We start from the raw sequence: 14,307 nt of genomic DNA, 5'->3' as shown, positions 1-14,307 counted from the left end.
CTTATTTATGTTCCTTTTCTTCTTTGCTTACACTCAAACTGTCCGCTTCGGGAGTGCCCTGCACGATGCGTTCCCGCCGGCGCAACTGCAACAGCTGCCACAGGTAAACCACCACGTTCTTGGCCACCGCGTACAATGGGATTGACAGGATGGTGCCCAATAACCCGTAAAGGTGGCTGGCCAGCAACAACACAATGATGATAGTCACGGGATGAATATCCAGCGACCGGCCAATGATGTTGGGATAGATAAAATTACCATCGATCACGTGCACTACGATGACGACCAACACGATAGCCAATATATGGCCCCAACCCATGTTCACGGCCACGAGCAGTGCGGGAATGATGCCAATGTATGGGCCCAAGTACGGTACCATCGTCACCACTCCAGCCACGATGGCCAACAGCAAGGTGTACGGCTGACCAATCAGCCAGTAACCTAAACCCGTCATCACGCCCACAAAGATGCACTCGAGCGCCTGACCAGCAATGTAATGCGACAGCGTACTGTTTAACCGCTTGAAAACTTCCCCCACCTCGTCACTGACCTGTTAGGGAAAAGCCGCTGCACTGCTGGTACGAACTTATGACCATCCTTCAACATGTAGAAGAAGATGATCGGTACAGTGATGACCGAAAAAAAATGGTTCCCACGGCTGAACCCAGAAAATCAGGCAGGCCCGCCGTGGTGGCCTTCAAAATGCCGGTGGTGATCTTAGTGGCATTGATGTGACCCATGGCATCGTCTAGGTGCAGGTCCTGATACCAAGTAAAGTGCGACGCCTTAGCCAGTAACTGCTGTAAGTCCTGAACCATCGTTGGTAGTGCCAATACTAAGCGGGCCAACTGCCGCAACATCGCTGGCACCGCCCAAACTACGATCAAGTACAGCAGTCCAGCAAGCACCACCATGAGGATGGTGAGGGCCACGCCGTGTGGAACCTTCATCCGTTCCATCATTTTAACAAACGGATGGAACATGTAGTACAAAAACAGCGCGGAGACCAGCGGAATTAACCAAATGGACAAAAAGGTCGCAACCGGTTGAAAGATAAACGAAACCGAGCTGAGCCCCACCACAATCAGCACAATGATCAATGCCTCAACGGACCAGAACATCAACTTCGACCGCCGTAAACGTTCAAACACGGGCGTTTCCTCCCCTCCAGCTGGCTAACTGCAAAGCAGTTTCCAGAAATACCAAGGTTAATCATACCAGAAAGCGGCGTGAGCACCAATAGGACGCGCTTTACGAACAGATTACGACGACACAACCAAGCGTTCCCCCAGTTTTGCCGCTATAGGCTCAATAAAGCCCCACCTTGCGGCTCTTCCCCACTCACTGGCGACTAAAATGCCCGCGGCGACAACTAATTAAGTTTAAGGAAATTTAGCTTTTTACCCGACCTTGACCAACTTTGGTCACACTAAGGTATAATGTCAATTGATTAACAATGGATACATATTATATTGAGGGTAGAGGTTACTATTTAGTATGAAGAAAATCATTCTCTGGATTTGCGGCATTATTGTTGCCGCCGCGGTGTGTGTAGGTGGTTACGGTTACTACAAAATTCACCATACAACGAGTTCGGTGTACTCATACAACCGGAAGACTAGCGTCACGTCAGACAACAAGACGCGGGCATCCAAATCGGTTGCGTACTTGATGCTAGGCACCGATACCGGGGCACTGGGCCGTTCTTATAAAGGGCGGACCGATACCATTATGGTAATGGTGGTGAACCCGAAGACCGAAAAAAACCACGATGGTCTCCATTGCCCGCGACACCAAAATTCAGTTTGAAGGGGCCACCATTAAGTTGAACGCCGCGTATGCCTATGGTAGTTCTGACACCGCCATTGCGGCCGTGGAAAAATTACTAAACATCAAGCTGGACGGTTACCTATTGGTCAATATGGGTGGCCTGAAGAAACTGGTCAACGCGGTTGGTGGTGTGACCGTTACCTCACCAATCAGTTTCTCTGAAGGTGGTTATACGTACACCAAAGGTCAGACCTACAATATGGACGGTGCCCGGGCGCTCGAATTCTCCCGGATGCGGCACGAAGATCCTCGCGGTGACTACGGGCGGCAATTACGCCAGCAACTGATCGTCAAAGCCATTCTGCAGAAGGCCAAGAATAAGCCAACGAGCCTGTTGAATACCAGCTTCCTTGACGCCGTTTCGGACAACGTCCGTACCAACATCTCCCTGTCCTCACTAAAAAACCTGGCCACCAAGTACAAGGGTGCCATTGGTAACATTAGTTCCGACCAGATGCAGGGCAGCAGCGCGATGATCAATGGTCAATCCTTTGAAGTCATGAGTAACAGCGAAATCAACCGCGTTCACAACGAGATTGAAGACGCCTTGAATGCTAAGTAAATATTGCCTCCACGTTGAGGACCCGCCAAATTTGGTGGGCCCTCTTTTTGTACGACCACAAGTCTAGCAAACGGTATGCTTAACTAAATCCGGGCGAAGGTATTGGCCCACCAGTATTCCTCAACCATGGTCTGGCACCTACCTCTGAATACCGGCACCAACCCAACCGTCGGCTTATGCTCTGCCTACAACCGGACCCGGCCGGCATGCGTCCCACGTAGACAAACAAAAGCGCCCGGCACTTTGCCGGACGCTATCATTATCCCTTTGCCTAAATGCCGCCACTCCAGTTACCAGTGTACTGGGTATCGTCGCTGGACGAACTACTGCTGTCGCTAGCACCAGAGGTATTGCCCCCTTCATCGTGGCCACTACCGTTATCACTGCTACCACCGTTGCTACTGGTGGAGCCGCCCTGTTCACTTTCGCTACCGGTAGCACCGCCGCTTGCACCGCCATTACTACCACTGTTACCAGAGCCATAGTAGTAACCATAACCGGAACCGTACCCTGAGTTATAACCCGAACTATAGCCGGAATTGCTGCTACCGCCACTGGTATTGGTATCGGACGAGCTGTTCGCATTGGTATTACCGTTATCATCAGTATCCGCGCTGCTACTTTCAGCATCCGGCGTGCTCGAAGCACTGGCACTACTACTGTCAGCTGCTGCGCTACTGCTCGACGCCGCTTGCGCATCAAGCACAGCCTGTGCTGCGTCGACGTACTTCATATAATGCGTGCGGAAGGCAGACACCTGCACTGCCGCCACGGCTTTTTTTTGGCTGCCGTGACAGCCGCTGCCGTCACGTTGGTCTTCACGGAGTAGTTTTTCATCTCCGTACCGTTCTTATTGGTCACGTCCCCGACGGTACCGTCATACAGTTTCTGCACGAGTTTGACCGCCGCCACCTCTTGTTTAACTAATTTGACTTGTTCACCGTACTTAGCCACAAAGACGCTGTAGGTGGACACATCATTCCAAGCTGCTAGCAAGTCCGTCTCGTTATAATCGGGGACGATGACCTTGCTAGCACCAAGCGCCTCGTGCAGCCCACTTGTAACCGCGTAAAATTGCTTAGCCTTGCTAATGTTCCGGTCGGCTTTATTCACCAAGCGCACGTCCGTGTTGGTCAGCTTGCCGCCACGCGCCACGGCCTGGTTGTACAACTTACGCGCGGCCTTGATCTGCTGGCCGCTTAACTTTGCTGCCGGTAGATTATGTTGATCGTTGCTAAAGAGTCCATCAACCGCCCGATCCAACCTGAGCACCGTCGCGTCGACCCGTTTAGCTGTCGGCTGTGTTGACCGCGAGTGACCACAGCCACCCAGAACCGTGGCCACCGCCAACGCGGCGATACCCCCCATGATGTATTGCACCCATTTGCGCATGAACCTTTACCCCCGCTCGCACGAACGTCACTAAAACCAACCCGTGATACACTCGCACACTTTATAATTGAATTTTACACCCTGTTATTCCCGAGGTATACCACCTTAACAGAAAATTCCGGCTCAATCAGGGGTTAAAAGAAAACGGTTCCAGGCTTTGTCCTTGTTGCCAATAACGCAACGCGGGCCAGTGGCTACCCTGAAACGGGGTGGCACCACTGGCCCACACTAGTTGCTGCATTGATATTGATGGCTTAGCACCCTTAATCAACGGCAAAACTGCTGGTAGTCACTAACTAGTACGCCGCAAAAAACCGCTTTTTCTTAATTGGCGTTTCCGCCACCCGGTGCACCGGATCACCATTAACGATGGCTTTGGCATTATCATCGAACTGCTTGGCAGCGTCATTACCATAGGTGGCAATTAACTTCTTGAAGGCCGCACTCATCTCGTAATCGCGATTCTTAATGTGGTGCGCGTCCGACGCCAACATGTGCGCTAAGCCGTGATCAATAATGTCCTCAGCAAATCGCTGTACTTTTTTTGCCAAAGGTACCTACGTAGGAACTGGCCGTCACCTGCGCGTAGGCCCCCTTTTGGATCAGGGCAAATAATTTGTCGGGGTGCGCCATCATGTCCTCATTCCGTTCAGGGTGAACAAAGACGGGCGTCACGCCGCGCTGCTCCAGCTGAAAGACCACGTCGTCGGTAAAAGCCGGTACCGCGTCGTGCGGGAATTCCAGCAGCATGTAGTGCCCACCCTCATCGGTAGTCATGAGGTCGTGATTATCCCAAGCGGCCAACAAATCGCCGTTAATCCGCACCTCCTGGCAAGGAAAGACCGTCAGCGGGATGCCGTGCTGATCCAACTCCGCCTGAAACTCGTCGGTCAAGCGAATCACGTCAGCCGGATGGTTAGTAAAACGGCCGTTCATGTGGTGGGGTGTCATCAGCGCATGGGTAATGCCGTCACGGACGGCGTCCTGCGCCAGCGACAGCGAAACTGCCATGCTCTCGGAGCCATCATCAATTCCTGGTAGCAAGTGACTATGTACATCGATCATTGTGCAACCTCACATTCTCATTAATCCATTTACATCAAGCATCAACCTTGCTTTTACCGGCATTGGTTGCTAGAGTATCCGTAACACCGTTTTTGCAGGAGGTATCACCATGACTAACATTAAGTATACCGCGGACTTGAACAGTAACATACACCGCGACTCGGTTAAAATTCGTCAGGAAGTTTTCGTGCAGGAACAGCACGTACCGTCCGACCTGGAAGTCGACGCCGATGAGGGCCGGTGCCTCTACATCGTGGCTTATGATGATCAGGACCAGCCCGTTGCAACCCTGCGCCTCTTACCCGCCGACTACGGACTCCACGTGCAGCGGGTGGCTGTGCGCAAAGCCGCGCGGGGCACGGGCCTCGGCCGCGTGATTATGAACGCCGCCCGGGATTACGCGCAGGCCAACGGCATCAAACAACTGCGCCTTGACGCGCAAGTCCACGCGACCGGTTTCTACAGCGCCCTAGGTTACAGTTTCGCCGACCGGCCGGAATTTCTGGACGCCGGAATTCGCCACCGCGAAATGTACCTCGACCTGTAAGCTGCTGGCAAATAACCCCAACCAGTAGTGTGCACACCTACTCATCATGGACCAGCAACCATCCCCATACGGAGTGGTTGCTGGTCCATGTTTGTATATTCGGCACTGCTAGTTGCACGTCACTTAGTGCTGGCCATACGCCGCTTCCACTGCGGCTTTGCCCGCCTGCCACCAGGAGGTATGCGTTCGGTACCAGTCAATTGTCGCTGCTAACCCCTGATCAAAGTTGCGGTGCTGGGGCTGCATCCGAGGTCGCGTACCAGGCGGAGTTGTCCAGCGCGTAACGCCGGTCGTGACCCGGCCGGTCCTTCACCGTCACAAAGTCATCCGCCGGCCGCCCCATGGCGCGCAAAATTGCTGCTAACACGGAACGGTTCGAACGTTCACAATGAGCCCCCACGAGGTAAGTTTGGCCCACCTCGCCCCGTTGCAGGATCAGCCATAACGCCGCGACGTGGTCGGCAACGTGGATCCAGTCGCGAACGTTGCGGCCATCACCATACAAGACGGGCCGTCGCCCGGTCAAAATATTCGTGATGGCACGGGGAATAAACTTCTCCACGTGCTGGTACGGCCCGTAATTATTGGAACAATTGGAGATGGTAGCACGAATACCAAAGGAGTGCACCCACGCCCGCACCAGAAGGTCCGCTGCGGCTTTGCTAGCGGAATAGGGGCTCGACGGCTGGTACCGCGATTGCGCCGTAAACACCGCATCGTGTGCAGACTGGTCCGTGTCCGTGCGCAACGGTAAATCGCCGTACACCTCATCGGTCGATACCTGGTGAAAACGTACGTCGTACCGGCGCACTGCTTCCAGAAGGGTGTAAGTGCCCACAATGTTGGTATCAATGAACGGCTGCGGGTCCACCAGTGAGCGGTCATTGTGGCTCTCCGCTGCCAGGTGCATCACGGCATCACTGGCCCGCACGAGGCGGTCAACCAACGCGGCGTCCGCCACATCGCCAACCACTAGGCGTACGCGGTCCGCCGGTAAACCCGCCAGGTTCGCCCGGTTACCGGCATACGTCAGCTTGTCCAGTACGGTGATCTGCACGTCCGGTGCGTGTTGCACCACGTAACGGACAAAGTTACTGCCAATAAAACCGGCGCCACCCGTGACTAATAACCGCATACGACCATCCCCTTTTGCACAAACCGTCAATCAATTTATAAACGCCTCAGCAACACCCCTGAGTGCACAAAAACCGGCGTCCTGCTTGGACCCACCGGTTTTTGTACACTTATCGTCGCTACCACTCATTACTCAATATCGTCAAACCCGCCAAGCTGGTCAGCCCGAGCGTACACCGTGTACTCAACTTGTTTGGCCACACCGTCTTGGTTCAGGTTGTAGCGTTCCATGTAATACGGCGTGTCGGTCTGCCCAATGTGTGCGGGTAGCTGGAATCCAGCCTGTTGCAACGCCGCCAATCCCTGATTGTAGGCAATGCCTAAAGGCAAGTCGGTCATCATGCTTCGTACCTGCTTGTCCACTACGGCACCAGTGGCCGCCGGCAAGTTCAACACTTGAAAACCGTTGGGTACGTTCACCGCCACGGGTAAGATGCTACCAAGCCAATACTGCAACGACCCGTACGGCGAAAAGACAATCACACTGGTACGGTTAGGCACGTCGGCTAGCGGGTCGAGGGCCTTAAAGTGCCCTGCCTCAGTAAATTCATCCCAGGCAGACGCAAAACTACCATTTTCATCGGCAGAGGACTCGGTAAACACCCGTCCTACCAGCCGTTGCGCTGGGATCGTTAAAAATTCTTTCATCAATGTGCCCCCACATACTCTTTACTTCGCACTGCTAGTGTAGCACACCATTGATGCCGGTGCGCACACGTAAGCGTGCGTCCCACCAGCACTAAACGCGATGTGATAGTTGCTGGTACCGCTCGTACCACAAATCGATGTATGCCTGGGAAAAGGGACCCTTACCGTGGTCAATCCAGTCCACCAACGTGTTCACGTTGGCCTTCAAGATCCGGTCGGTGGTCTGCGGATAGTGCCACTGTTTGCTGTGCGCCTCGTACTCGTCCACATCCAGCAGCCGCTTATCACCATCTGGGAACACCTTCACGTCTAGGTCATAATCAATGTACTTCAGGGCTTCCTGGTCGATCGTCATCGGTGACGCCAGGTTGCAGTAATAGCTCACCCCGTTATCGCGAATCATCGCAATCACGTTGAACCAAAAGTGCCGATGGAAAAACAACACGGCGGGTTCGCGCGTTACCCAGCGCCGGCCATCACTCTCCGTCACCAGAGTATGATCATTACACCCAATGATGGCATCATCACTGGTTTTCAGTACCATCGTGTCACGCCACGTCCGGTGTAAACTACCATCATGTTTGTAGCTCTTGATGGCTACGTAGTCACCCTCCTTGGGAATCTGCATTGGGTTAACCTACTTTCTATCTAATTAAGCCACTCTACCCGGGTGGCCTACGTGCAATTACGTCAAGGTAAATTGTACCAAATTTCGCGCGCTGTGGGTAATTAGCCGGGAACTACTCGTCGTCATCCGTCTCCAGGTCATCCAAGACGGCATCAATCGCGTCATACTGGAAGCCTTGCGTACCAACGCCTGCTTGACCTTCATCCGCCGCTCCCGACCCGCATAACGGTGCTTTTGCCGCCAGGCTTTCCGTGCCGCAACCACCAACAAATCAGTTTCCTGTTCTTCGTCGACCGCCGGTACCGCGGCGGCAACAATTTGGTCAATATCATCGCTGTCAAAGCCTTTTTGCATCAAAGTTGTTTTCAGGCTCCGCACGAGCGCCACGTGGGACTTCCGCGTTCCGTGCCGCACCACCCGCTGGGCTACACGGTACCCACGGCCAGTCGCTGCTCCGGTGTATAATCAGCCACCACGCGCTCAACCACCGCGGCACTAATGCCCTTTTGGCGTAGCCGGTGGGCTAGTTGACGGGGACCACGGTCACCCATCGTGACGTTATCGTCAGCAAAATACTGGGCATACTTAGCATCATCAATGTAGCCCCGGTCCTGCAGACGCGTCAGCACCGTCGCGATCGCATCTTCCGGGATATCCTCGTCGGCCAGGCGGTCGTGCACCTCGCGCGCAGTGCGGGCCTGATGGTTCAAATACGTAAATGCCACCGCCATAGCCCGGGACAACGCGTTCTCGGACTGCACGTGTGCCATTTGGTCGGCATCCAGCTCCGCGCCTTTGACTAACCGGAACCGCACCAGGGTGTCTTCACTGACACCCAACGCGAAGTGACCATCCACAAAAATGTTATAGTACCCGCGCCGCTTTTGCGGTGTAACCGCCGTAATAACTGCCATTTTTATCCACCAACCTTTTTACTGATAACAATGCCAATGTTACAATAACTGTGAATACTGATACAGGAGGGATGCCCCATGTTTAGAGATTATTTTTTTTAATAAACAGAGTGAGCAAAGCTTCCGCCTGTTCAAAATCATTAAGTCTTTTAATGCGGCTAACTTCACCGTCAACAAACTTAGTCGCATCGTTGGCATGGGTTATGCCCAGACGTACAAGGCCTTCCGTTCCGTCCTGAATGACCTCATGACGCTAACCGGGATGCACCCTGCAAGCGACAAGGAACCTGAATTTGCCATTATGGCGGCCGACGTGGACGTTGAACAGTACCAAGCATTCCTCCTGACCAAATCGACGAGTTTTCAGTACTTTAGCACTTTATTCATCCATGATGGGATTGATAGCACGGCATTCTGCGCGCAGCATGGGATCACTATTCGTACCCTGCGCCGACTGATCACGCCATTTCGGAAGTACTTACAGACTTACAACATCGATATCGACCCGGTTGATGGCACCATGGCGGGTGACGAATTGCGGATTCTATTTATGCTCCACGAGTTTTTTTAGTCAGGGGTACCGTGGCGGCACGTGGCCGTTCACCAATCCTTCTGCGGATGAGACCATGGCCATGTATACCGCCATCAATTCCGATACCCCTGGTGCTGGTTTACCGGCGCATACCGTGCCCACCCGTCGCGCCCTCATCGACATCGCGGTGGTGGCCTTGCGGATTCGCCAGGGCCACGTGAACCGCATCAATCCGCGGTTGATCAGCATCTTTAGCCGGCGGGAACCCCTGCCCACCATGAACATTACCACACAATTTTCCCGGGGCTGTCGGAAGATGAGGTGCGGCGGGCGCGGCTCACGGTCTACTTTTTCTGGATCAACCTACCGACGCTGTCCACAGACAACCGTGCCATCAACCATGAGTTCTGCCAATACCTAGACAGCTTTCCCAACCCCGTAGCCAGCATGGTCCACCGCCTACGTCAGTGTATTGCAGACCTGCTGAACGCGCGTGACCAGAACATCTTTTTGGCCAACCAGGTAGTCGCGACCAACATGTTCAAAGTCATGCTGAACTACTACGTGCTCGGTCGTACCTTCGTCAAGGCGGCAGACTTCGGTGACACCCAGGAACAGATGCAGCATTACCAGCCGCTGATGACGGCCATTCATCAATGCATCACGACCATCCCAAAAGATGCACCCGAGCACATCTTTACACGGCTGGTGGACGACATCGAGCTGGCGCTGTTTACGACGCTCACCCCCGTGCTACCACTGTTTAAGACCATCGAGCCGCTGAATATTCGGCTGGAGCTGGAGGGTGAATCCTTTCTCAACAAAGACATCGTTGGCTTCCTCAACAGCTTTGCCGTCATCAACGTCTTACCTCAGGATAGCTCGGTGGCACCCGACGTCATCCTCTGCTCAATTGACAACTATGACAAGGTCTACAACCTGCTCCATCTGGGCGCGGGTAAGTTGGACCCGGAACCCACGATTATCCACTGGAGCAACCAGTCTGAGGACACCACACTCCTCAACCTATTGGGCCGCATCAACGAATTAGCCAACGCCAAGGCCGCGCGCTTAGCGCACCGCACTGACGAATGAGAATAAAGAAGCCATCATCGCGCACGTCGCGCCGGTGATGGCATTTTTAATATCTGTAACTAATGCACCGGCCGCGCACGGAAGCCACGAAAGAACACAATGCCTTCATAAGCCACCACCATGACAATCAACCCGGCCAAGGCAACGAAGTAATTATCCAGCCAGTGTAGTATATACGCCAGCATGATCACCGCAAAGATGATGCCAAAGAAAATCATCTGGAACTTCCGGTCTGCCTCAATGACAAACTTAGCGTCCGTTGACTGAAAGTGGATCGGGGTCCGCCGGGTCATCCGACCAACGCGATACTCGACCTTATCCCCTCGCTGTACGTTTAGATCCAGACTATCGTTATCGTGTAGCGTGTGGGCCGTCCCGTTGTGCCAAACGGTGGCAATTACCCGTGGTGCCGACTGGTTTGTGTACGTGATTTTCATGACAATTCCCCTTCTGCGTCCGACGTCCGGGCCCCCGTCCGTCGCGAATCTGCTTTCATTATACCAACCACGGGCCTAAATACCCACCCCCGGACAGATTTTCCGGGCCGAATTTGCTATAATGACGGAGAATATCAACGGAGGAAATTATGGAACAAATACCTGCGGGGACGCGCTTTCCCCTCACGATTAAGCGCCTCGACATCAACGGTGCCGGAATTGGTTACTACAAACGTAAAATCACCTTTGTGCCCGGGGCGCTACCAGGCGAAGTGGTTGTGGCGGAAGTTACCCAGGATCACGACCGTTACATCGACGCCCGGGTTCACCGCATCCGCAAACAGTCTCCCGACCGCATCACGCCGGTTGACCCGCTATACGGTCGCGTGGGTGGTATCGAACTGGGCGCGCTAGCCTACCCCGCACAACTACGGTTTAAGACCGACGTGATTCACCAGGCCCTGGAGCGCTACCGCCCGAGGAGGTACGAACACTACGATGTGCGGCCCACGATTGCTGCGCCACAGCCGCTCCATTACCGTAACAAGGCCCAGTTTCAGGTACGGGTCATCGACGGTCACGTGCGTGCCGGACTGTACGCCCCTGGCAGCCACGACCTGGTGCCCCTGAGCGACTTTGCGACCCAGATGCCCATAGTGTCGGCAACTATCAACCAACTGTGCCAAATTATGGAAGACCTGGGTACGCCAATCTACGATGAAGAGCACAACAGTGGCATCGTTAAAACGCTGGCTGTCCGGGCCTCCGTGGCAACCGGTGAGGTACAGGTCACGTTCATTACTAACTCGCACAAGCTTCCCGGCAAGAACCAGATTCTGGCGCGCATCGCCCAGGATCTACCCGCCGTCGTGAGCGTCAACCAGAACTTCAATCCCGGTCGCACCACGCTGGTGTGGGGACCAGAGACCACCCTTTTAGCGGGTGAGCCCTACATTACCGAGCAGCTCAACGGAATGGACTTCCTCCTGTCGCCACAAGCCTTCTTGCAGTTGAACCCCGCCCAGACCACGCGGCTCTACCAGGAAGCCTTAACGGCCCTCAACTTGGCGCCACACGAAACGTTGGTCGACGCCTACTGTGGGGCTGGTACACTTGGCCTTGGCATGGCCCAAACGGCCGCTAGTGTGCGCGGCATGGATACGATTCCGGCCGCCATTGACGACGCCCGGACCAACGCCGACCGCAACGGTATCACCAACGTCGATTATGAAGTCGGCAAAGCGGAGGACTTATTTCCCAAGTGGTTAGCGGACGGGTTCCGGCCGGACGCCGTCATTGTGGACCCACCGCGTACCGGTTTGGAAGGCAACTTTATTCCGGCGCTTCTAAAGGCACGACCGCGCAAGTTTGTGTACATCAGCTGTAACCCGTCGACGTTGGCACGAGACCTGACCAAGCTCACACGCACTTATGAGGTGGAATACATCCAGTCCATCGATATGTTCCCGCAGACAGCCCGGTGTGAGGCGATTACGGGGTTTAAGTTAAAACAACGCGGAACAACCCGGTAAGAAAGTAGAATTTAAGGGACTTGGGCCGCAAGAACCATCACCATCAAGGAGGATTGCCATGAAGATTTACTTTGCCAATGGTCTGTTTAGCCAGGCTGATTTTGATTTCAACGCGAAGATTGTCGCCCGCCTACGTGCTGACGTCCCGGGCGTGGACGTGTACCTGCCCCAGGAAAACGACAGCATTAACGACAAGGAGGCTTACGCCAACTCCAAGATGATTGCGCACGCTGATACCGACGAGCTAGTCGCCAGCGACCTGATGATTGCCGTCCTTGACGGCATCACCATTGACGCTGGCGTGGCGTCTGAAATTGGTGTGGCCTACGCCAAGGGCATCCCCATCATTGGCCTCTACACGGACAGCCGCCGCCTCGGCGCCACCAACCAGCAAAAGTTGGACGCCCTGCAGGAAGTCGCCGAAAACCAGTTCCACTACATGAACCTCTACACCACGGGTCTCATCAAGCTCAACGGTGAAATTGTCACGTCGGTGGACGCCCTCGTGGAAGCTGTCGCCGCCCGTAATTAGCTGTATAGGATAACGAAAAATCAGTGCCGGCTCGTACAGCCAGGCACTGATTTTTTTTATGGTTTCGTTCAACTGATTGCCACCAAATCACCCCGCTGACTTGGCTTTGCGTAAACTCGGTTCCGTAAACCACAGCATGACAAAGTTGATCAGCAACAGCAACGCGGTCGAAATGAAGACGGCGTTATAGCCAAAGTAGCCGGCCACCGCGCCACCCCAGAGCGCACCGAACATGCTCCCGAGGGCCTGGAAGGATTGGTTCCAGGCGAACACATCAGAAAGGGCTTCGTGCGGGGAGTTCTTGGTCAGCAACGTCTGAATCGTTGGAAACAGTGCGGCGTCGGAAATGCCGACCAGAAAACGCAGGATGCCCAGAATCCACAAGCTGGCGAAGAAGCCTTGCGGTAGGTACACCAGCACCGCGAACAGGTACCCCATAATGAGCAACCGGCCGGAACCGTGGCGGTCACCATACTGACCTAACCGCGGCGCCGCCATGATGTTGGAGATCCCGGGCAACGCCGAGATGACGCCGGCGATAATGGTGATGGCTCCGTGCCCGTGCATCAATTGCTTCACGTACAGACTGATAATAGGAAAGATGGACGAGTTGCCTAACTGGACGATCAACGTTGACACTAGCAACACCATGATCAGCCGCGGGTTCTGGAACTGCTTCAAAAAGCCACCCCGACCCGGGTTACCCGCCGCTCTAGTTTTATCTGGATGCACTGATTCACGTACAAGGGTAACGGACAGTACCGCTACCAGCAGCAACAGCCCACCCGTAATAAAGAAGGTCTGGCGACTAGAAAAAAATGTGGGCCAGCAAACCACCCAGCACTGGTCCCACCAGGACACCAGAGGTTGAACCCGTCATCAACGTGCCGAGAATGCGACCGCTACTTTCACGCGGCACTTGCGCCGCCACGAGGGCTTGGGCGTTCGGAATGTAACCGGAAAACGCCCCAATCCCCGCCCGGGCGAAAAATAGCAACCAGACACTGTGGACAAAGCCGGTGAGGATGTACACGACGGCCATCCCCCCAGCGGTAAAGAACAGGATGATGCGGTGCCCGCGCCGGCCGGCCAGTTTACCCCACGCTGGGGCCATAAACGCAGTGACCAAAAATGAGACGGCATAAATGATCCCGCTATAAAAATTTAGTTGCTGATGGCTAAATTCACCCAATTGACTAATAAAAAGCGATAAAAATGGTCCCACTTCACTAAAGGCGATGCCAGCTACAAACGTGCAGCCCCACAAAACGAATAGGTTACGCCGCCAAACTGCCTGATGCTCTTCCACGGTGCATCCCTCCCACCAACAATTTTCCACTCCCCAGGATAACGCGACCCTGTATGTATATACCATTCCCATACCAACAAAAAGAGCAGATACGTTTATATTAACGACAATGGGGCGCAACATCAAATTCAAATGTTGCGCCCCATTAAC

General features: G+C 54.3%; 14 protein-coding genes and 4 pseudogenes. 6 read left to right on the top strand and 12 right to left on the bottom strand.

The features are described 5' to 3' along the window. Position 1 precedes the first annotated feature (1 nt). Complete coding sequence (locus tag JCM13996_RS12130; protein WP_054749184.1) at positions 2-538, bottom strand: AI-2E family transporter; 537 nt, start codon at positions 536-538, stop codon at positions 2-4. Positions 539-599: 61 nt separating this feature from the next. Then, positions 600-1,151: an AI-2E family transporter gene (locus JCM13996_RS12125; protein ID WP_054749183.1), complete on the bottom strand. Its 552-nt coding sequence runs from the start codon at positions 1,149-1,151 to the stop codon at positions 600-602. 346 nt (positions 1,152-1,497) lie between these two features. Here JCM13996_RS12125 and JCM13996_RS00465 point away from each other — a divergent pair. Continuing rightward, positions 1,498-2,392, top strand: a pseudogene (locus JCM13996_RS00465) (LCP family protein). 271 nt (positions 2,393-2,663) lie between these two features. Here the strand turns inward: JCM13996_RS00465 and JCM13996_RS00460 are convergent. The 3 genes and pseudogenes from JCM13996_RS00460 to JCM13996_RS00450 all read right to left on the bottom strand — a co-directional run bounded on the left by JCM13996_RS00460 (position 2,664) and on the right by JCM13996_RS00450 (position 4,849). Continuing rightward, on the bottom strand, positions 2,664-3,125 hold the full coding sequence (locus JCM13996_RS00460) for a hypothetical protein (protein WP_054749182.1): 462 nt from the start codon (positions 3,123-3,125) through the stop codon (positions 2,664-2,666). Next, positions 3,122-3,784 carry a hypothetical protein gene (locus JCM13996_RS00455; RefSeq protein WP_054749181.1) on the bottom strand — a complete coding sequence of 221 codons (663 nt, stop codon included), beginning with the start codon at positions 3,782-3,784 and terminating at the stop codon, positions 3,122-3,124. The genes JCM13996_RS00460 and JCM13996_RS00455 overlap by 4 nt, the downstream gene beginning before the upstream one ends. A 296-nt stretch (positions 3,785-4,080) precedes the next feature. Continuing rightward, positions 4,081-4,849 (bottom strand): annotated as a pseudogene (locus JCM13996_RS00450) (tyrosine-protein phosphatase). Between the two features lie 109 nt (positions 4,850-4,958). Here JCM13996_RS00450 and JCM13996_RS00445 point away from each other — a divergent pair. Next, on the top strand, positions 4,959-5,396 hold the full coding sequence (locus JCM13996_RS00445; protein WP_054749180.1) for a GNAT family N-acetyltransferase: 438 nt from the start codon (positions 4,959-4,961) through the stop codon (positions 5,394-5,396). 123 nt (positions 5,397-5,519) lie between these two features. On the opposite strand, the pseudogene rfbB reads toward JCM13996_RS00445, so the two are convergent. The 5 genes and pseudogenes from rfbB to JCM13996_RS00420 all read right to left on the bottom strand — a co-directional run bounded on the left by rfbB (position 5,520) and on the right by JCM13996_RS00420 (position 8,720). Further along, a pseudogene (gene rfbB, locus JCM13996_RS00440) lies at positions 5,520-6,531 on the bottom strand (dTDP-glucose 4,6-dehydratase). A 128-nt stretch (positions 6,532-6,659) separates the two neighbouring features. Continuing rightward, positions 6,660-7,178, bottom strand: coding sequence for a GyrI-like domain-containing protein (locus JCM13996_RS00435; protein WP_054749179.1), 519 nt, complete (start codon positions 7,176-7,178; stop codon positions 6,660-6,662). 91 nt (positions 7,179-7,269) lie between these two features. Beyond that, the gene (gene ntdP / locus JCM13996_RS00430; protein ID WP_054749178.1) at positions 7,270-7,806 is read right to left on the bottom strand and encodes a nucleoside tri-diphosphate phosphatase; all 537 of its coding nucleotides are present in this window, start codon (positions 7,804-7,806) and stop codon (positions 7,270-7,272) included. Positions 7,807-7,863: 57 nt separating this feature from the next. Next, a complete protein-coding gene (locus JCM13996_RS00425; protein ID WP_162205145.1) occupies positions 7,864-8,220 on the bottom strand; it encodes a regulatory protein RecX in 357 nt (118 codons plus the stop codon). An 11-nt stretch (positions 8,221-8,231) separates the two neighbouring features. After that, positions 8,232-8,720 carry a RecX family transcriptional regulator gene (locus tag JCM13996_RS00420; RefSeq protein ID WP_054749176.1) on the bottom strand — a complete coding sequence of 163 codons (489 nt, stop codon included), beginning with the start codon at positions 8,718-8,720 and terminating at the stop codon, positions 8,232-8,234. Positions 8,721-8,916: 196 nt separating this feature from the next. On the opposite strand from JCM13996_RS00420, the gene JCM13996_RS00415 reads away from it, so the two are divergent. Continuing rightward, positions 8,917-9,291: a helix-turn-helix domain-containing protein gene (locus tag JCM13996_RS00415; protein ID WP_054749175.1), complete on the top strand. Its 375-nt coding sequence runs from the start codon at positions 8,917-8,919 to the stop codon at positions 9,289-9,291. A 282-nt stretch (positions 9,292-9,573) separates the two neighbouring features. Then, positions 9,574-10,347: a hypothetical protein gene (locus JCM13996_RS00405; protein ID WP_054749173.1), complete on the top strand. Its 774-nt coding sequence runs from the start codon at positions 9,574-9,576 to the stop codon at positions 10,345-10,347. A gap of 59 nt (positions 10,348-10,406) precedes the next feature. On the opposite strand, the gene JCM13996_RS00400 is transcribed toward JCM13996_RS00405, so the two are convergent. After that, a complete protein-coding gene (locus JCM13996_RS00400; protein WP_054749172.1) occupies positions 10,407-10,784 on the bottom strand; it encodes a hypothetical protein in 378 nt (125 codons plus the stop codon). Positions 10,785-10,933: 149 nt separating this feature from the next. On the opposite strand from JCM13996_RS00400, the gene rlmD reads away from it, so the two are divergent. After that, the gene (rlmD, locus tag JCM13996_RS00395; RefSeq protein ID WP_054749171.1) at positions 10,934-12,316 is read left to right on the top strand and encodes a 23S rRNA (uracil(1939)-C(5))-methyltransferase RlmD; all 1,383 of its coding nucleotides are present in this window, start codon (positions 10,934-10,936) and stop codon (positions 12,314-12,316) included. 58 nt (positions 12,317-12,374) lie between these two features. Beyond that, complete coding sequence (locus tag JCM13996_RS00390; RefSeq protein WP_054749170.1) at positions 12,375-12,848, top strand: nucleoside 2-deoxyribosyltransferase; 474 nt, start codon at positions 12,375-12,377, stop codon at positions 12,846-12,848. A gap of 87 nt (positions 12,849-12,935) precedes the next feature. On the opposite strand, the pseudogene JCM13996_RS00385 reads toward JCM13996_RS00390, so the two are convergent. Then, positions 12,936-14,223, bottom strand: a pseudogene (locus JCM13996_RS00385) (MFS transporter). Between the last annotated feature and the right edge of the window lie 84 nt (positions 14,224-14,307).

The organism is Lacticaseibacillus thailandensis DSM 22698 = JCM 13996 (assembly GCF_001312865.1).
Taxonomy (GTDB): domain Bacteria; phylum Bacillota; class Bacilli; order Lactobacillales; family Lactobacillaceae; genus Lacticaseibacillus; species Lacticaseibacillus thailandensis.
This window is presented reverse-complemented; position numbering and strand designations above follow the sequence as displayed.

Bases quoted from the DNA above. Each gene is read 5' to 3' on its own strand.
- JCM13996_RS00390 (WP_054749170.1), top strand. From the start codon at position 12,375: ATGAAGATTTACTTTGCCAATGGTCTGTTTAGCCAGGCTGATTTTGAT.
- JCM13996_RS00460 (WP_054749182.1), bottom strand. From the start codon at position 3,125: ATGAAGTACGTCGACGCAGCACAGGCTGTGCTTGATGCGCAAGCGGCG.
- JCM13996_RS00420 (WP_054749176.1), bottom strand. From the start codon at position 8,720: ATGGCAGTTATTACGGCGGTTACACCGCAAAAGCGGCGCGGGTACTAT.
- rlmD (WP_054749171.1), top strand. From the start codon at position 10,934: ATGGAACAAATACCTGCGGGGACGCGCTTTCCCCTCACGATTAAGCGC.
- JCM13996_RS00415 (WP_054749175.1), top strand. From the start codon at position 8,917: ATGGGTTATGCCCAGACGTACAAGGCCTTCCGTTCCGTCCTGAATGAC.
- JCM13996_RS00445 (WP_054749180.1), top strand. From the start codon at position 4,959: ATGACTAACATTAAGTATACCGCGGACTTGAACAGTAACATACACCGC.
- JCM13996_RS00435 (WP_054749179.1), bottom strand. From the start codon at position 7,178: ATGAAAGAATTTTTAACGATCCCAGCGCAACGGCTGGTAGGACGGGTG.
- JCM13996_RS00455 (WP_054749181.1), bottom strand. From the start codon at position 3,784: ATGCGCAAATGGGTGCAATACATCATGGGGGGTATCGCCGCGTTGGCG.
- ntdP (WP_054749178.1), bottom strand. From the start codon at position 7,806: ATGCAGATTCCCAAGGAGGGTGACTACGTAGCCATCAAGAGCTACAAA.
- JCM13996_RS00400 (WP_054749172.1), bottom strand. From the start codon at position 10,784: ATGAAAATCACGTACACAAACCAGTCGGCACCACGGGTAATTGCCACC.